The sequence below is a fragment of the Cryobacterium sp. PH31-AA6 genome (assembly GCF_030063195.1).
GTDB lineage: Bacteria > Actinomycetota > Actinomycetes > Actinomycetales > Microbacteriaceae > Cryobacterium.
In genome coordinates this window covers 39453-56652 of the sequence record NZ_JASISS010000011.1, presented here as the reverse complement: position 1 = coordinate 56652, position 17200 = coordinate 39453, and the positions used below count along the sequence as shown (strand labels likewise).

General features: G+C 69.2%; 18 protein-coding genes. 6 read left to right on the top strand and 12 right to left on the bottom strand.

The genetic code is table 11. The annotated features are described in order from the left end of the window. Nucleotides 1–122 precede the first annotated feature (122 nt). The 7 genes from QMG61_RS09635 to dapA form a co-directional block, all read right to left on the bottom strand. Nucleotides 123–344 carry a DUF3046 domain-containing protein gene (locus QMG61_RS09635; protein WP_283494130.1) on the bottom strand — a complete coding sequence of 74 codons (222 nt, stop codon included), beginning with the start codon at nt 342–344 and terminating at the stop codon, nt 123–125. An 82-nt stretch (nt 345–426) separates the two neighbouring features. After that, nucleotides 427–735, bottom strand: coding sequence for a helix-turn-helix domain-containing protein (locus QMG61_RS09630; RefSeq protein WP_134566813.1), 309 nt, complete (start codon nt 733–735; stop codon nt 427–429). A gap of 167 nt (nt 736–902) precedes the next feature. Then, nucleotides 903–1415: a CinA family protein gene (locus tag QMG61_RS09625; protein ID WP_283494129.1), complete on the bottom strand. Its 513-nt coding sequence runs from the start codon at nt 1413–1415 to the stop codon at nt 903–905. Then, complete coding sequence (gene pgsA / locus QMG61_RS09620; protein ID WP_283494128.1) at nt 1412–2011, bottom strand: CDP-diacylglycerol--glycerol-3-phosphate 3-phosphatidyltransferase; 600 nt, start codon at nt 2009–2011, stop codon at nt 1412–1414. The genes QMG61_RS09625 and pgsA overlap by 4 nt, the downstream gene beginning before the upstream one ends. Nucleotides 2012–2014: 3 nt before the next feature. Continuing rightward, the gene (locus tag QMG61_RS09615; protein ID WP_283494127.1) at nt 2015–4867 is read right to left on the bottom strand and encodes an FtsK/SpoIIIE family DNA translocase; all 2853 of its coding nucleotides are present in this window, start codon (nt 4865–4867) and stop codon (nt 2015–2017) included. A 159-nt stretch (nt 4868–5026) separates the two neighbouring features. Next, on the bottom strand, nt 5027–6703 hold the full coding sequence (locus QMG61_RS09610; protein WP_283494126.1) for a ribonuclease J: 1677 nt from the start codon (nt 6701–6703) through the stop codon (nt 5027–5029). A gap of 28 nt (nt 6704–6731) precedes the next feature. Continuing rightward, a complete protein-coding gene (gene dapA, locus QMG61_RS09605; RefSeq protein ID WP_283494125.1) occupies nt 6732–7709 on the bottom strand; it encodes a 4-hydroxy-tetrahydrodipicolinate synthase in 978 nt (325 codons plus the stop codon). A gap of 120 nt (nt 7710–7829) precedes the next feature. Here dapA and QMG61_RS09600 point away from each other — a divergent pair, with 120 nt between their 5' ends. The 4 genes from QMG61_RS09600 to QMG61_RS09585 all read left to right on the top strand — a co-directional run bounded on the left by QMG61_RS09600 (nt 7830) and on the right by QMG61_RS09585 (nt 10196). Then, the gene (locus QMG61_RS09600) at nt 7830–8279 is read left to right on the top strand and encodes a TlpA family protein disulfide reductase (RefSeq protein ID WP_283494124.1); all 450 of its coding nucleotides are present in this window, start codon (nt 7830–7832) and stop codon (nt 8277–8279) included. Next, complete coding sequence (locus QMG61_RS09595) at nt 8260–8781, top strand: DUF4395 domain-containing protein (protein ID WP_283494123.1); 522 nt, start codon at nt 8260–8262, stop codon at nt 8779–8781. The genes QMG61_RS09600 and QMG61_RS09595 overlap by 20 nt, the downstream gene beginning before the upstream one ends. A gap of 84 nt (nt 8782–8865) precedes the next feature. Then, nucleotides 8866–9291 carry an OsmC family peroxiredoxin gene (locus tag QMG61_RS09590; RefSeq protein ID WP_283494122.1) on the top strand — a complete coding sequence of 142 codons (426 nt, stop codon included), beginning with the start codon at nt 8866–8868 and terminating at the stop codon, nt 9289–9291. 14 nt (nt 9292–9305) lie between these two features. Beyond that, nucleotides 9306–10196 carry a TIGR01777 family oxidoreductase gene (locus QMG61_RS09585; RefSeq protein ID WP_283494121.1) on the top strand — a complete coding sequence of 297 codons (891 nt, stop codon included), beginning with the start codon at nt 9306–9308 and terminating at the stop codon, nt 10194–10196. Nucleotides 10197–10239: 43 nt separating this feature from the next. On the opposite strand, the gene QMG61_RS09580 is transcribed toward QMG61_RS09585, so the two are convergent. Next, nucleotides 10240–10701, bottom strand: a complete 462-nt coding sequence (locus tag QMG61_RS09580) for a hypothetical protein (RefSeq protein WP_283494120.1) — start codon at nt 10699–10701, stop codon at nt 10240–10242. Beyond that, nucleotides 10701–11525: a 4-hydroxy-tetrahydrodipicolinate reductase gene (gene dapB, locus QMG61_RS09575; RefSeq protein WP_283494119.1), complete on the bottom strand. Its 825-nt coding sequence runs from the start codon at nt 11523–11525 to the stop codon at nt 10701–10703. Before dapB ends, QMG61_RS09580 begins: the two co-directional genes overlap by 1 nt. A 63-nt stretch (nt 11526–11588) precedes the next feature. Between dapB and QMG61_RS09570 the strand changes: the two genes are divergently transcribed. Then, nucleotides 11589–12095 carry a GNAT family N-acetyltransferase gene (locus QMG61_RS09570; RefSeq protein ID WP_283494118.1) on the top strand — a complete coding sequence of 169 codons (507 nt, stop codon included), beginning with the start codon at nt 11589–11591 and terminating at the stop codon, nt 12093–12095. 36 nt (nt 12096–12131) lie between these two features. Here QMG61_RS09570 and QMG61_RS09565 read toward each other — a convergent pair whose 3' ends face one another. The 3 genes from QMG61_RS09565 to QMG61_RS09555 all read right to left on the bottom strand — a co-directional run bounded on the left by QMG61_RS09565 (nt 12132) and on the right by QMG61_RS09555 (nt 15312). Continuing rightward, nucleotides 12132–12734 carry a histidine phosphatase family protein gene (locus QMG61_RS09565; protein ID WP_283494117.1) on the bottom strand — a complete coding sequence of 201 codons (603 nt, stop codon included), beginning with the start codon at nt 12732–12734 and terminating at the stop codon, nt 12132–12134. 81 nt (nt 12735–12815) lie between these two features. Next, nucleotides 12816–14171: a M16 family metallopeptidase gene (locus tag QMG61_RS09560; RefSeq protein ID WP_283494116.1), complete on the bottom strand. Its 1356-nt coding sequence runs from the start codon at nt 14169–14171 to the stop codon at nt 12816–12818. Between the two features lie 79 nt (nt 14172–14250). Next, nucleotides 14251–15312: an aldo/keto reductase gene (locus QMG61_RS09555; protein WP_283494115.1), complete on the bottom strand. Its 1062-nt coding sequence runs from the start codon at nt 15310–15312 to the stop codon at nt 14251–14253. A 202-nt stretch (nt 15313–15514) separates the two neighbouring features. Here QMG61_RS09555 and QMG61_RS09550 point away from each other — a divergent pair, with 202 nt between their 5' ends. After that, nucleotides 15515–17134, top strand: coding sequence for a peptide chain release factor 3 (locus QMG61_RS09550; RefSeq protein WP_283494114.1), 1620 nt, complete (start codon nt 15515–15517; stop codon nt 17132–17134). Nucleotides 17135–17200: the final 66 nt, after the last annotated feature.

Below are 17200 nucleotides of genomic sequence, written 5' to 3'. Positions count from 1 at the left end.
AGAATGCGTCATCAACGTCTGCTGTTGAGGAGCCTATCAAGAGCCGAACACGTATTCGAGCTTTTAGCGCCCAGTTCGGGCGTGTCGTCGAAACTCGACCAGGGCGGGCCCCGAGGGAGGGGCTACGTTCGTGCGGCGGGGAGTCCGGCGCCGTACCAACGGCTCTTCGGGACATCCGTTTCGGCGCAGAGCGCCAGCCACACCTCGCGCGCCGGAGCACCGCCGGCCAGGGCCTGGTCGGCGGTGCGCCCGAAGGCGGTGAGGATGAGATCCCGGGTGAGCACGCGACCGTAGCCGTCGCCGAACTCATCTTTCAGAGCCTGGCGAAACTCACTCAGGCGCATGCCGGAGCCACGGGGATCGCTGCGGAACGCGGGATCACTGCGGGAAGCGGAATCACTCGGGAGGCTGACGCGGACGGAATCGTCAGCGCACCATCAGCCCGGTGTCGAAGTTCGCCACGAGTTCGTCCGGAACGGTGTCCGGGAACCGGTCGATGCCTTCGATGACCGCGAGACGGTCGCCCACCTCGCGCATGATGACCGAAATCGGGGTGTCCAGCGCATCTGCGACGGAGGCCAGAATTTCGGAGGACGCTTCCTTCTGACCGCGCTCAACCTCGCTGAGGTAGCCGAGAGCCACGCTGGCCTTACTCGCAACCTGTCGCAGGGTGCGCCCCTTCTGCAGGCGGAAGTCCCTGAGCACATCGCCGATTTCCTGTCTTACAAGAATCATCGGAACCTCCTTCTCGTACCCTTTAAGTACTGCTTGTGAACTTCGGTCATCTGCTGTCTGGGGTGGGGATTGTTTACAGTACTACATTCATCCGACACCCCGAGACTACCCACGACTACTGGGCTTTTCTTGTGAATCTGTACTCTGTAACCGCCGTGTCGCGGGAACTATTCCGCAGTCGCCCCGGCTATCAGGGTCTGCACAGCTTCGACCGCCCTGGCCACGGTTTGGGCGCGGATCGCCGCGCGATCCCCGGTGAGCCGCAGGGGAATCGCCCACGCTTCGGCACCTCGGGACAGTCCGAGGAAGACGGTACCTGGGGCCTGCCCGCCCTGCGGGTCGGGGCCGGCGACGCCGGTCGTCGCCACGCCCAGATCGGCCGGTCGGCCGTCCACGGCGAGCCGGTCGCGCACCCCGCGGGCCATCTGCACGGCCACCTCAGGATGCACGGGGCCGTGTTCGGCCAGCAGCGCGAGGTCGACGCCGAGCAGGGTGTGCTTGAGTTCGGTCTGGTAGGCCACGACTCCCCCGGCGACGCAGAGCGAGGCCCCGGGGATCCGGATCAGTTCGGCCGTGAGCAGGCCGCCGGTGAGGGACTCGGCGACGGCGATCGTGAGGCCCGCCCGGGTCAGGGCGGCCACCAGGGCTGCCGTGCCCTCCGGCGCGTCGGCGATCGTCACCCGGCGGCTCGGGGGCCGCGGTTCTCGCGACGCGCGGCGAGGAGGTAGCCGACCCCGGTGACCACGGTGGCGACCAGCGCGGCGGCCATGACGGTCCAGTTCAGCCAGAAGATCCAGTCGCCCAGCAGCAACCACAGCGGCACGAGCGCCAGGGAGATCGCCACTGACTGCAGCACCGTCTTGAGCTTGCCGCCCCGGGACGCCGGGATGACCCGGTCCCGCAGCATCAGGAACCGAAAGACCGTGATGCCGATTTCGCGGACCAGGATGACGATGGTCACCCACCACCACAGCTCGCCGAGGATCGACAGCGAGACGAGGGCCCCACCGGTGAGCACCTTGTCCGCGATCGGGTCGAGCAGTTTGCCGAGATCGGTGACCTGGTTGTTGCGACGGGCGATTGCGCCGTCGATCCCGTCGGTGGCGATCGCGAGGATGAACAGCACGGCGGCGGCCCAGCGGAGGGCGCCGTCCTGGCCGGCATCGGCCAGGAGCAGCCAGACGAAGAGCGGCGCCAGCAGGATCCGCACGATGGTGATCAGGTTGGGCAGATTCCAGTTGCTGGGCCGCGCGACGGGCGTGAGTGGTGTGTCCATCGGTCATTCCCTGTCGGTCAGTTGCCAGGCATCCTCATCGGGGGCGGCCTCTTCCTCAGGGTACCCCTCCGACATTTTCGCGACCGGGTCGTTGGCGTATCGGGAGTCGGGTGCGCTATCCGCCTGGTGCGCGGCGGCCGCCTGCGCGTTCGCGGTGGCCGCGTGGTGCTGCTCGTCCGACCCGCGCAGCAGCGCGAGCACGCTGGGTAGCTGTTCGACCGTGACGAGCACGTCCCGGGCCTTCGATCCCTCAGACGGGCCGACGATCTCCCGAGACTCGAGCAGGTCCATCAAGCGGCCGGCCTTCGCGAAACCGACCCGCAGTTTTCGCTGCAGCATCGAGGTCGAGCCGAACTGGGTCGAGACGACGAGCTCCGCCGCGGCGAGCAGAACCTCGAGGTCGTCGCCGATGTCGGAGTCGATCTCCTTGCGCGGGGCGACCATTGCCACATCGGGCCGGTAGTCGGGTCTGGCCTGCTGGGTGACATGCTTGACGACGCGTTCAATCTCGGCCTCGTTGACCCAGGCTCCCTGCACACGGATGGCCTTGGACGCTCCCATCGGCAGGAACAGGGCGTCGCCCTGGCCGATCAGCTTGTCCGCGCCCGGCTGGTCGAGGATGACCCGGGAGTCGGTGACGCTGGTCACGGCGAAGGCGAGGCGGGAGGGCACGTTCGCCTTGATCAGGCCGGTGACGACGTCGACGCTGGGTCGCTGGGTGGCCAGGACCAGGTGGATGCCGGAGGCGCGCGCGAGCTGGGTGATGCGCACGATCGAGTCCTCGACGTCGCGCGGGGCGACCATCATCAGGTCGGCGAGCTCGTCGACGACGACGAGCAGGTAGGGGTACGGCTTGAGGGTGCGGGCGCTCCCGGCGGGCAGCACGATCTCGTTGCCCACGACGGCCTTGTTGAAATCGTCGATGTGGCGGAAGCCGAAGCTGGCCAGGTCGTCGTAGCGCATGTCCATCTCTTTGACGACCCACTGCAGGGCCTCGGCGGCCTTCTTCGGGCTGGTGATGATGGGCGTGATCAGGTGCGGAACGCCGGCGTATGCGGCGAGCTCGACCCGCTTCGGGTCGATCAGCACCATCCGCACATCGCTGGGCTTGGCACGCATGAGCAGGCTGGTGATCATCGAGTTCACGAAGCTCGACTTGCCCGACCCGGTGGAACCGGCCACGAGAAGGTGGGGCATCTTCGCGAGGTTGGCGATGACGAACCCGCCGCCGACGTCCTTGCCGACACCGATGGTCATCGGATGGGTGCTGTTGGTGGCGGTCCCGGAGCGGAGCACATCGCCGAGGGTGACGATCTCCCGGTCGGTGTTGGGAATCTCGATGCCGATGGCGCTCTTGCCGGGGATGGGCGAGAGGATGCGCACCTCGTTCGAGGCCACGGCGTAGGAGAGGTTCTTGCTCAGCGCGGTGACCCGTTCCACCTTGACGCCGGGGCCGAGTTCAATCTCGTACTGGGTGACGGTCGGGCCGCGGGAGAAGCCGGTGACCTTCGCGTCGACCTGGAACTGGCGAAGCACCTCCGTGATCGACTTGACGATCTCGTCGTTAGCGGCCGAGCGGGCCTTCGCGGGCGGCCCCTTGGTCAGCGTCGTGGTCGAGGGGAGCTGGTACGGGGCGGCCGGCTCAGGGGCGACGGTCTCCGGGCGCGGCGCCAGGGCTGCCGCGTCGAGCTCGTCGAAGCCGGGAAGCACCTCGGTCTGTCCGGTCGGGTCGTCGGCGTACAGTCCGGTCGCCGAACCCCGTTTTTGCACATCGATCTCACCGGTGAAACGTGTGATGGCAGCCTCGGCCCGGCGCAGGTCCTCGAGCACCTCGGTGCCGTAGTGGTCCTTCACGACGGGAGTCGTGGGCTGCGCCGGTTCGAGGGCGGTGTCGAAGCTGCCGCGACCGTCGCCGCCGAGCAGCATGCTCATCGGGTCGGATGCGGGCGGCTCCGCCTCGCCGGCGGCCTCGGCATCCGTGCTCAGCGCGCTGCTGAAATCGGGGTCTTCCTCGCGCTTGCTGGTGTTGCGCCGCCACCAGGGAAGGGCGTTGGCGTCCTCGTCGACGCCGTCGAGTTCGAGCTGCAGGGTCTTCTCCAGCTTCGCTTCCTTCATAGCCGCGCGTTCCTCCGCGTCGGGAAGCTGGGCGCCGAAGAGCCAGGCGTAAAGCTCGCGGCTGCGCGCGCCAATCCGGTTCGGTGGGGTCTTCGTGATGATGAAGAGGCTGAGCGTCAGGAGCAGGATGACGACGATCGTGGCGCCGATGGCGGTGGTCAGGTAGATCAGCGGGGCGGCGACCATCCAGCCGATCACGCCGCCGGAGAGCGCGAGCACCTCCATGCCGTCGCTGGGCGCGGGCTGGCCGCCGAAGATGTGGCAGAGGCCGGAGACCGACACGAGCAGCAGGGACAGGCCGATGCCGATCCGCCCGTTGTCGTGCACCGAACTGGGTTTGCGGAAAAGCCAGCCCGCGAAGAGCAGCATGATCACGGGCAGGGCGAACGCGACGCGGCCGAACAGGCCGCCGAACGTCCAGGCGTCGAGGGTCTGGGCGACCGGGCTGTTGATCAGGAACCACTCGACCACCGCCCCGGCGATGGCGAGGAGCACGAGGAAGAACGGCAGGCCGTCGCGGCGCTCGTCTTTGGAGAGCTTTTCGGGGCCGAGGGCGCGCGCGGCGCCTCCGGTGACGTGGGCGAGCGCCATCCAGAACCGGACGAACAGGCCCGGGCCCGGGTCGCCGGAGGTGAACTTGACGGTCTTCTGGGCCTGGGTCTTCTGGGCGGGCTTCCGCGCGGTCGTGCCGCGCGCGGGTGCAGTGCGGGCGCGCCCGGTCGACTTAGTGCTCGTAGCCATGAGATCTACGGTACCGCCGACCCCCGACTTCCGGGTCAGCCCACGCCCACTCGATTCCAGCCGGCGTTGACGGAACGGACTTTTCGGTGACCAGCCGCTCGGGGTCCGTCGAGGGCGACGGGTCAGACGAATCCCCGGCCGGGACCGGGTTCGGTTGGCCTAGGCCTCGATCACCAGGGGAACGATCATCGGTCGGCGGCGGAAGGCGACGTTCACCCAGCGGCCGACCGTGCGGCGCACGATCTGCTGCAGGGCGTGCGAATCGCGCACTCCGTTCTGCGCGGCCTCGGCCAGTGCCGCCTCGATCTTGGGTCGCACCGCGTCGAAGACGGAGTCGTCCTCGGCGAAGCCTTTGGCGTGGATCTCCGGGCCGACGATGACCTTACCGGTCGAAGCGTCGACGACGATGATGATCGAGATGAACCCCTCCTCAGCGAGGGTGCGCCGGTCCTTGAGGTCGGCCTCGGTGATCTCGCCGACGGTCGACCCGTCGACGTAGACGTAGCCCAGGTCGAGTTGGCCGACCTTCCGCACCACGCCGGCGCGCAGGTCGAGCACCGTGCCGTCTTCGGCGAGGAAAACGTTTGCGTCGGGCACGCCGGTCTCGACCGCGAGCTTGGCGTTGGCGACCAGGTGGCGGTATTCGCCGTGCACGGGCAGCACATTCCTGGGCTTGAGGATGTTGTAGCAGTAGGTCAGCTCACCGGCGGCGGCGTGCCCGGAGACGTGTACCTTCGCGTTGCCCTTGTGCACGACGGTGGCGCCGAGCTTGGTCAGGCCGTCGATGATGCGGTAGACCGCGTTCTCGTTGCCGGGGATCAGGCTGGAGGCGAGGATCACGGTGTCCCCGAGTCCCACCTCGACCTGGTGGTCCATGTTCACCATCCGGCTGAGCACGGCCATCGGCTCGCCCTGCGATCCGGTGGACATGTAGACGATCTTGTCGTCGGGGACGCTGCCGGCCTTCTTGAAATCGATCAGCACCCCCTCCGGGACCCGAAGGTAGCCGAGCTCGGCGGCGATGGTCATGTTGCGCACCATCGACCGGCCCAGCAGCGCCACCCGTCGGTCGTTCGCGTAGGCCGCGTCGAGCACCTGCTGCACCCGGTGCACGTGGCTGGAGAAGCTGGCGACGATCACCCGGCGCGGGGCGCGGGCGATGACGTCCGTGAGCACCGGTCCGATCAGCCGTTCGGACGGGGTGAAGCCGGGGACGTCCGCATTCGTCGAGTCGACCAGGAAGAGGTCGACGCCGTCGGTGCCGAGCCTGGCGAATTCGCGCAGGTCGGTCAGACGGTGGTCGAGCGGGAGCTGGTCCATCTTGAAGTCGCCGGTGTGCAGCACGGTGCCGGCGACGGTCTTGATCGCCACCGCCAGGGCGTCGGGAATCGAGTGGTTGACGGCGACGAACTCGAGGTTGAACGGGCCGAGGCGTTCCGTCTGGCCCTCCTTGACCTGGAGGGTGTACGGCGTGATCTTGTGTTCCTTGAGCTTGGCCTCGATGAACGCGAGGGTCAGCCCTGACCCGATCAGCGGGATGTCCTGGCGCAGCTTGAGCAGGTAGGGCACGGCGCCGATGTGGTCCTCGTGGCCGTGGGTGAGCACGACCCCGAGGATGTCGTCGAGGCGGTCCCTGATCGGGCTGAAGTCGGGCAGGATGAGGTCGACGCCCGGCTGGTGCTCCTCGGGGAACAGTACCCCGCAGTCGACGATGAGGATCTTGCCGTCGATCTCGAAGGAGGTCATGTTACGGCCGATCTCGCCCAGACCCCCGATCGGGATGACCCTGAGCGTGCCCGGTTCGAGCGGAGTCGGGTCGTATACGTCGATGGGCATGTGCCCTCCTAGGTGGTCGGTGGCGTGATTAGCGTGTCGTCCCGGCGATCCTGGGCAGCGCGCCGCCCGCGGCGGCGTTGCGGTCGGGGCGGAAGTTGGAGAAGTCGACGCCGGGGATGTTCCTGACCAGGTCGATTTCGTCCTCGATCTGCGCGGCCTCGAAGTCCTCCGGGCCGACGAGGGGCAGGCGCACCCGCGGGCTGCTGATCCGGCCGAGGCCGTGCAGGATGTACTTGACCGCGACGGTGCCCGGCACATGCGTCATGCACGCGCGCACGAGCGGCTCGAGCTGCCGGTGCGCGGCCGTTGCCGTCCTCAGGTCGCCGGCGTTGACGGCATCCACCATCTGGCGGTACGGCATTGCCGCGATGTTCGCGGTGACTCCGATCAGGCCGGTCGCGCCGATCGACAGGTGCGGGAGCACGTTCGGGTCGTCGCCCGAGAAGTAGAGCAGGTCGGTCTGGTTGAGCACCCGGCTGACCTGAGCCAGGTCGCCCTTGGCGTCCTTCACGGCGAGGATGTTGGGGTGTTTCGCGGCGCGCAGGATGGTCTCGTAGTTGATCGGCACGCCGGTGCGTCCAGGGATGTCGTAGAGGATCACCGGCAGGTCGGTGGCGTCGGCGATCATCCGGAAGTGGGTGAGGATGCCCGACTGGGTCGGCTTGTTGTAGTACGGGGTGACGATCATGTTGCCGTCGGCGCCGGCCTTCTCGCTCTGTCTGGCGAGCTGCATGGCGTGGGCGGTCTCGTTGGACCCGCCGCCGGTGATGATCTTCGCGCGGCCGCCCGCGACGTCCTTGCCGACCTCGACCAGACGGATCTTCTCCGGGTCGGTCAGGGTGGACGTCTCGCCGGTGGTGCCGGAAACGACGATGCCGTCGGCCCCGGCGCAGATCACATCGTCGATGTGTTTCGCCACTCCCGCCCAGTCGACTTCGCCGTCGGCAGTGAAGGGTGTGACCAGGGCGACGAGGACCTGGCCGAATGGGTTATAGGACGTAGACACGAATCACAGGCTACCGGTCACCGTGCCGGATCGCACGCGCAGGCTCCGGCGCAACCCGCGTGCGCCGTAACCTGTCGTCATAGTCCCCCTGCCGCGGCCCGAGGCCCGTACCGTTGAACCATGGACCCTCTTCTCGCCCTCGGCGGTGTGCTGGCGCTCGTGGCCGCCGCGACCCTGCTCGGGCTGGCCTGGCGGGCGAGGCAGGACCGCTACACGACCGTGGTTGAGGCTCCGGCGCTCACCCCGGCGGATCTCGCCAGCACCGTGTCGTTCGGGGCGGACGCCACCCTGGTTCAGTTCTCGACCGAGCATTGCGCCCGTTGCCCCGGCACGCGCACGATGCTCGCCAACGTTGCCCGGTCCCGGCCCGGCGTCGTGCACATCGAGGTGGACCTGACCCACCGGGCCGATCTCGCCCGCCGCTTCCAGGTTCTGCAGACCCCGACCACCCTCATCCTGGACCGGTCCGGTCGGGTGCGCGAGAGGGTCGGCGGCGCGCCCCACAGGGCCGGCATCATCGCCCACCTCGACACCCTGCCAGGGAGCCTCCATGCCAACCTCCCCCACTGATCCCGGCGGGGCCGGAGCGTCCGCGGGCGCACCCCGCCCGCGCCGCGCCGACCTCGACCCGCGCGGGCCGCGCTTCGGCGCCGGGATCACGGCCGTGCTGCTGCTCGTCGTGGTGTTCCTGTCGCTCATCGGGGCATCCGCTGCCGCTCTCTCCCTGTTGGCCGGGCTCGCCGTCCTGTTCGCCTGGGGTGCGTTCGCCGGCGCAGGCCGTCATCCGTGGGGGCTTCTGTTCAAGCGTTTCGTGCGACCGAGGCTGGCCCCGCCGACCGCGCTCGAGAATCCGGCCCCGCCGACCTTCGCCCAGGGCGTCGGCCTGCTGGTCACCCTCGTCGGAGTGGTCCTGGGACTGGCCGGCCTGGCGCCGGCCGTGGGCATTGCGGCCGCCGCCGCATTCATCGCGGCCTTCCTCAACGCCGTGTTCGACTACTGCCTTGGTTGCCAGCTCTTCCTGCTGCTCGTGCGGGCGGGCCTCCTCGGGCGCGGTCCCCGCGACGCCAGATAGGCGCCTCCCTGCCGATTCCCAGACTGGTTCGCCCCGTTCCGAGGCCGGATGGCTAGGCTGGGGGTTCACTCTGGAGGTAACACCATGGCATTGACCAGCGAAGCAACCACCGTCTGGACCGGCGATCTGAAGTCCGGCCAGGGCACTGTCTCCCTCGATTCATCGCACGCCGCCGAATTCCCGGTGACCTGGCAGGCCCGCTCGGTCGGCAGCCCGAACACGACCAACCCGGAGGAACTCCTCGGGGCAGCCCACGCCGCCTGCTTCTCGATGGCGCTCGCCAACGGGCTCAGCGCCGCCGGGCACACCCCGGAGAACATCCAGACCACCGCCGCTGTCACCTTCGAGGCCGGGGTCGGAGTCGTCGGCAGCCACCTGCTCGTGAGCGCCAGCGTGCCCGGCCTGACCGAAGCGGAATTCGAGGCCTTCGCGGCCGACGCGAAGGCCAACTGCCCGATCTCGAAGGCGCTGGCCGGCATCCCGATCACGATCGAAGCCGAACTGGCCTAGCCAGGGTCGGCGTCATGCGAGTACTGGTCTCAGGGGCCTCCGGCCTGATCGGCACCGAGGTCTGCCGCCAGCTCGGCGCGGCGGGCCACACGATCGCGCGCCTGGTGCGCCGTGCCCCGCAGACGCCGAATGAATTCCGGTGGAACCCGGCCGCACTCAGCCTGGACGAGGCCGCGCTCGGGCAGGTGGATGCGGTGATCAACCTGTCCGGTGCGTCGCTCGCCCGTCTGCCGTGGACCACAGGTTACCGTCGGCAGATCCTCGAATCGAGAGTGCAGTCCACCCGCACGCTGACCGACGCAATGCGGCGCAGCACCCGCCCGCCCGCCGTCCTCCTCAATGCCTCAGCGGTCGGCATCTACGGTGACCGTCCAGGGGAAGTGCTCACCGAGGAGTCGGCCCCGGGCACCGATTTCCTGGCGGGCGTCGTCGCCGCCTGGGAAGCGGAGGCCGGGCTCGCCCCCGAGCAGACCAGGGTCGTGACGTTCCGCACCGGACTGGTCATTGCCAGGGGCGGAGCACTGCGGCCAGTGCTGCCGTTGGTCCGCTTCGGCCTGGCCGGTCCGCTCGGTCGCGGCACCGCGCACTGGCCGTGGATCAGCCTGCACGACGAGGCCGCCGCGATCGTGCACCTGCTTGGGTCCGACCTGTCCGGACCGGTGAATCTCGTCGGCCCGACCCCGGCCACCTCCACCGATGTGATCAAGGCGGTCGCCACTGCGCTGCACCGCCCATTCAGGATCCCCGTACCCGAACCGTTGCTGACCCTGGCCCTGCAGGATGCCGCGCGTGCGCTGCTGCTGGCCGACCAGGAGGTCGACTCGACCCTGCTCCAGGACGACGGATTCGTCTTCTCGCACCGGACGGCGGCCGCGGCGGTCGAGTGGATGCTTGAGCAGCCCTGATCCTGGGTCGGCGGATCCCCGGCCTCCCCGGGCACCGGCGCGTCTACCGGGGCGGGGCGGCCGCCTCTACGGAGCGTTCGAGGGCGATTGCGGTGCGGATGGCGCCGCGGGCCCGGCGGCGGTCTCCGGAAGCGTCGTAGGCCAGTCCGAGCCGGAACCAGGCCCGCCAGTCTTCCGGGGCGGCATCCACCTCCGCCTTGAACCGGGGGAATTCGGCGTCTGCCGCGTCGCGTAGCGGCCGCCCGCTCGGGCGGGTCGGCAGCTCCTCGACGGGAAGCTCTCCCTCACGCTCGAGCCGGCGCACCAGTTGTTCCGACCGCCGGCCGAACCGAAGTTCGAGCACGAGTGCCCACACCCCGATCACGGGCAGGATCATCAGTGCCACACCGATCACGATGCCGACGGGGTCACCGCTTTGCACGAACAGCACCGCGCGCCAGCCGACGAGCACCAGGTAGAACGCGAGGAGCAACGCCATCGGAACGACGGCCAACCGGCTCTTCATTATTCGGTCCCTGCAGCGCCGGCAACCGAGTCGCCCGGAACGGAGTCGTCCGGCCCCGGTTCGGGCGGTGTCTCCCGGGCGGCCGGCTCGCCGAGGCCCAGGTCGACGATCTGGTCGAGTCCGACCGTGACGCCGTTGGCAGTCACGGCCGCGGCGAGGGCGAGCAGGATGCCACGCTCGTAGGCCGCCGCGGAGAGGGTGTTGTGGCTGATCGTCAGCGTCTCCCCCGTGCCGCCGAAGATGACGTCCTGACGGGCGAGCAGCCCCTCAAGCCGGAGGCTGTGCACGGGCACACTGGATACCTGCTGGCCACGGGCGCGCTGATCAATGTGCGGGGCGGAAACCGGACCGAGGCCCGCTCTGGCCTTACCGATCAGCTCGGCCGTGCGCACCGCGGTACCGGAGGGAGAGTCGACCTTTGCGGCCTGGTGCGCCTCGACGATCTCGATCGAATCGAAGAAGCGGGCGACCATGGCCGAGAGTGCCGTGCCGATGACGGAGCCGATGGAGAAGTTGGGGATGATGACCACGCCGGTGTCGTCGCGCCCCGCGATGCGCCGGGCGAGGGCGTCGATCCGGTCCTGCGACCAGCCGGAGGTGCCGACCAGCACGCGAAGGCCGTTGTCGACGGCGAAGTCGACGACGCCCTGGCTGGCCCCGGGCACCGTGAGGTCGATCACGACGTCGGCACCGAGCATCTCGGCCAGGTTGCTGGCGGAGTTCAGCCCGGCGACGAGTTCATAGCCGTCGGTTTTCTCGATCAATGCGGCGACGAGGCGGCCCATCGTTCCCGTTACGCCGACGATGGCCACCCGTGTTGTCATGCGACCAATCTACCAAGGGCGGCCGGGCCTTGCCGCAGCCGCGGGGCGAAGTAGCCTTGACTCATGTCCGATTCTCCCGCCCTGGCCTTCAGCGACGTGTCGGTGACGGATGCCGGCTCGATCGTGCTGCTCACCCAGTACTTCAGCGACCGCGAGTCGACCTTCCCGGCAGCCCAGGGTGAGTACCGCACCACATTTCCGACTCCGGACCAGTTCGTGCGGCCACGCGGAGTGTTCCTGCTCGTCAGCGAGCAGAACGGGGAACGCGAACGCGCCTTCGTCGGGTGCGGCGGTGTGCGCCGGATCGAGGATTCAGCACAGGGGCTGGCGCGCTTCGAGATCAAGCACCTCTGGTTGCAGCCGCAGGTGCGCGGTCGGGGCTGGGGCGGGGCTCTGCTCGCCGAGCTGGAGCGGCGTGCGCTGGACCTCGGCGCCGACGAAGTCGTCCTCGACACGAACGCGAGCCTGACGGCCGCGGGGGTGCTCTATTCTCGGGCCGGCTACGAGGACTGCGCGCCGTACAACGACAACCCGAACGCCACGAACTGGTACCGTAAGCGCCTCGACTGACCCGGTACTCCGCCGGTCCGCCCGGGCGGGCACGCCTCAGAACAGAAGCGGGTCAGGCAGGCCGGTGCGCAGCTCCACCGGCAGGTGCCCGGTGTCGTTGTGGGTGATCATGGTCCAGGGGCGGCCGGGTTTCTGGTGCAGCACGGTGAGGCCGCAATTGGCCTGGTTGATGCTGATCCAGCGCCAGTCGGGCGCTCCGAGCACCTCGCGCACGAACCAGGCGATCACGAAGTTGTGGGTGATCAGCAGGTCGTGGTGCTCACCACGGCGGGGCTGCAGGAACTCGGCGACGGCATCCTCCATCTGGGCACTCCCCGCCTCGATCTCCGCCTCGGTGACCGCGCCGAAGAACGGCGCGTAGGCCGCGGGGGTTTCCGGCGCCATGCCGGACGGTATGCAGTCGAAGAGTAGCGCTGTCGGCTCCGGGGTCAGTGCCGGCAGGCGTTGGGCGATGATCTTCGCGGTTTCGGCGGCCCGCTGGAGCGGGGAATGGAACGCCGCCGTGAACGGCACGCCGCCGAGACGCTCGGCGATCAGCTGGGCCTGGCGCGTGCCGCGGGCAGAAAGCGGGCCGTCCGGCAGACCGTGTTCGGCATCCTGCTGTTCACCGTGGCGCACGAGGTAGATGTAGTGGGGCAAGGTCTTCTCTTTCAATTCGCAGCGACAACACGGGCGGCCAGTCGGGGTGCCGACCCCGGGGGCGGCGTCGGTTCGTGCGGGTCAGGAGCGGATCGGGTCGGGCAGGATGGCGGCGAAGGCGTCGGGCTCCAGCGCGCCGACGGCCGCGATGGACAGCGGACCGGCGGCCAGTTCGGCGGCCAGTTCCTGCACATCCGCCGCGGTGACCAGCGCGAGGCGGCGAAGGGCCTCGTCGAGGTCGACGAATTCGCCGAGCGTGATCTCGGACCGGCCGAGCCGGGACATCCGGGTATCGGAGTCCTCGAGGGCGAGGGCGGATGCCCCCGACAGCTGTCCGGCCGCCCGGGCCATCTCGTCGGCGCTGACACCGTGCTCGGCGAGTCGGTGCAGCTCGCTGAGCATGAGTTCGGCGACCTGGCCGGCCTTCGCCGGCGTGCAGCCGGCGTACATGCCGAACAGTCCGGCGTCGGAGTATCCGGGGGCGAAGGAGTAGACCGAGTAGGCCAGGCCGCGCTTCTCCCGCACCTCCTGGAACAGGCGCGACGACATGCCGCCGCCGAAGATGGAGTTGAGCACGCTCATGGTGACGCGCCGGTCGTCGCTGGCGAGGAGGCCGGGGAACCCCATCAACAGGTTGGCCTGCTCGAGCGGCCGCTGCACGATGGTGACCCGCGCCCCCTGGGTGATGCTTGCCGGGTTGCCGGAGCGGCGCCCGACCGGGATGGCGTCGGCGCTGAGATCCCAGCCGGCCAGGATCAGCGCACGGGTGACGCCGTCGACGAGCGCGTCGTGGTCGACAGCGCCCGCCACGGTGACGACGAGGTCCTGAGGCCGGTAGTTGGCCCGATAGTGCTCCTGCACGGCGGCGTGGGTGGCGGCCCGGATCGTGTCGGGGCTGCCGCCGATCGGCCGTCCGAGCGGATGATCGCCCATCACTGCCTCGAAGAACCGCTCGTTGGCCACATCGGACGGGTCGTCATCCGCCATCGCGAGTTCCTCGAGGATGACGCCGCGCTCGTTCTCGAACTCGACCGGGTCAAGCAGGGAGGAGGTGAGCATATCGGTGAGCACCTCGACCGCCATCGGCAGATCCCGATCCTGCACCTTGGCGTAATAGCAGGTGTATTCCTTGGCGGTCATGGCATTGTGCTCGCCACCGACCGCATCGAACGCGATCGCGATGTCGAGTGCGGTGCGCTTCGCGGTTCCCTTGAAGAGCAGGTGCTCGAGGAAATGGGTCGATCCGAAGTGGCCGGGCTGTTCGTCGCGGGAGCCGACCGCGACCCAGTAACCGATGGTCAGGCTGCGGCTGCCCGGCACCTGCTCGCTGACGATGCGCACCCCGCTGGGCAGGACGCTGCGGCGCACGAGGGACTCACCGGCCGCTCGGAAGGAGAGTTCGGCCAGGTCCAGGGGAAACTCAACGGCACCGTTCATATCTTCCCAGCCTATGTCACCGCGTCGGCCGGCCGGGGTCGACCCGCCTTGCGGAAACACGTTCCCGGCCGGGTTCTCGCTACGCGGACACCCGGTCCAGGTCCATCATGTCGCCGCGGGTGAGGCGAATGCCGGCGGCGGCCACGAGCGCCTCCACCTGGTCGGGGTGGCTGGCACTGGCCACCGGGGCCACGACCTGGCCACGGGCGAGCAGCCAGGCGATCGCGATCGTGGCCGGGGCGACGGCATGTTGCTCGGCGATGCGGTCGACGACCGCGAGCATCCGCAGGCCGGGCCTGGTGAGGTACTTGGCGGCACGCGCCCCGCGGGTCGTCTTCGTCAGGTCGGCCTTCGACCGGTAGCGCCCGGCGAGGAAGCCGTGCGCGAGCGCGAAGTACGGCAGCACTGACATTCCCTGGGCCTTGGTGACCAGGGCCAGGGAGGACTCGAATGGCGTGCGACGGAGGAGGCTGTACTCGGTCTGCAACGCCACGAACCGGGGCAGGCCGTTGGCGGCTAGCACCCGCGCCTCCATCAACCGTTCGGCGGAGAAGTTGGATGCGGCGAGGTACCGCACCAGGCCGCTGCGGATGAGCCCGTCGACGGCGCCGAGGCTCTCCTCCAGCGGCACGGTCGGGTCGTCGTAGTGGAAATGCAGCAGGTCGATGTAGTCGGTGCCGAGCCGGTCGAGCGAGGCCTGAACCGCGCCGACGATGCTCCGCGGCGAGAGCCCGGGATTATCCCGGTTCTTGCCGATTTTGGTGGCGATCACGGTGCTGTCGCGTGCGCCGCGTGAGCGCAGCCACGAACCGACGATCACCTCGCTGCGCCCGGAGGTGTAACTATCGGCGGTGTCGAGGAAGTTGCCGCCGAGGTCGCGGTGCCGGTCAAGCACGCGAGCGCTCGTTTCTCCGTCGGCCGTCCAGCCGAACACGCTCGTGCCCAGGGCCAGGGGATGCACCGTCAGGTCGGTGTCCGCGATCGTGCGGCGCAGGGTGCGGGGAAGCGGGAGGGACTGCACCGCGACGGGCAGCGAGATGGCGGGCGGACCCTGAAGCCGGGCGGGGCCGGTGCCGGGCGCACTCACGGTCGGCGTGCTCGTTGTCGGCGTGCCGTGTGCGTGCATGGCCGAGCGGGGCATCCTCGCTCCTCTCCTCCACTGCAGAGAATATCCCCGGCTCCCACTCCGGCAAAGGACGCGCCGGAACCGTTACCAAACCGTGGGCCCCGGCGCGAAACGCCCTACTCGCGGGTCAAGTTAGAGTTGGAGGGGAACGATTCTGACCCGGCGGCCGCAGAGGCGTCGCCAACGCCCGCCCGAATCGCCCGTGAAAGAAGGATCCATGACGCAGCCCACCGGCCTGTCCACGCCCGAGGTACTTTCTGAGGCTCGACGGCGCCGTACGTTCGCCGTGATTTCCCACCCCGACGCGGGAAAGTCCACGCTCACCGAGGCGCTGTTGCTGCACGCGCGCGCCATCACGACCGCCGGGGCGACGCACGGCAAGGCCGGACGCCGCGGCACGGTGTCCGACTGGATGGCGATGGAGCAGGCCCGTGGTATCTCCGTGACCAGCGCGGCCATCCAGTTCGAGTACCGCGACAGCGTGATCAACCTCGTCGACACCCCCGGGCACGCCGACTTCTCCGAGGACACCTTCCGGGTGCTCTCCGCCGTCGACGCCGCCGTCATGCTCGTGGATGCGAGCAAGGGCCTCGAGGTGCAGACCATGAAGCTCTTCGAGGTGTGCCGTCAGCGCAACCTCCCGGTGATCACCGTGATCAACAAGTGGGACCGCCCCGGCGCGGAGGCGCTCGACCTGATGGACGAGATCCGCCGGCGCACGGGACTGATCCCCACTCCCCTGACCTGGCCGGTCGGGATCGCCGGGGACTTCCGCGGCGTGATCGAGCGATCCAGCCACGAGTTCGTGCGGTTCACCCGCACCGCCGGCGGCGCGAAGGCCGCCGCGTTCGAACGGGTCGGCGCGGACGTCGCCGCCGCGGACGAGGGCGACGCCTGGCTGACCGCGACCGAGGAATCCGAACTCCTCACCGAGGAGAACCAGGATCACGACGAGGCCCGGTTCCTGGCCAACGAGACCACCCCCGTGCTCTTCGCCGCCGCGGTGCTCAACTTCGGGGTGCAACACATCCTGGATACGCTCGTCGACTTCGCGCCCGCCGCAGAGGCCAGGGAGGACGCTTCCGGCGGCCACCGGCCCGTCGGCAGCGCGTTCTCCGGCTTCGTCTTCAAGGTGCAGTCGGGCATGAACGCCTCACACCGTGACCACGTCGCATTCGTCCGGGTCTGCTCCGGCCAGTTCCGTCGCGGGATGGTCGTGACCCATGCGGCCAGCGGGCGGCCGTTCGCCACGAAGTACGCGCAGCACCTGTTCGGCCGTGAACGCGAGGTGGCCGACGAGGCCTGGCCCGGCGACATCGTCGGCCTGGTCAACGCCTCCGCACTGCGGGTGGGTGACTCGATCTTCGACGGCGACCCGGTCGAATACCCGCCGCTGCCGATGTTCGCCCCCGAGCACTTCCGGGTTGTCAGGTCCGCCGACACCAGCAAGCACAAGCAGTTCCGCCGCGGGATCGACCAGCTGGACCACGAGGGAGTCATCCAGGTGATGCGCTCCGAGCTGCGCGGCGACCAGGCCCCGGTGCTCGGCGCGGTCGGGCCGATGCAGTTCGAGGTGGTCGAGGAACGGATGACCCACGACTTCGGTGCGGCCATCCGTTCGGAGGCCCTGCCCTACCAGATCGCCAGGCGCACCGACCGGGAGAGCGCCGAGATTCTCGGCCACGACCGGCAGGTCGAGGTGCTGATGCGCTCGGACGGCACCCTGCTGGCGCTGTTCAGCACGGTCTGGCGGCTGCGCAACACCGTGCGCGACCACCCGGAGCTCCTGCTCGAGGACCTCGCCACCGGCAGCCCGGAGGTCGCCGCCGCGCGCTGAACCCGGCACGGAGCCCCCACCGAGCCGCACGCAAGCGGCGGGGCGCCCCGCGGGGCGACCGGCCGC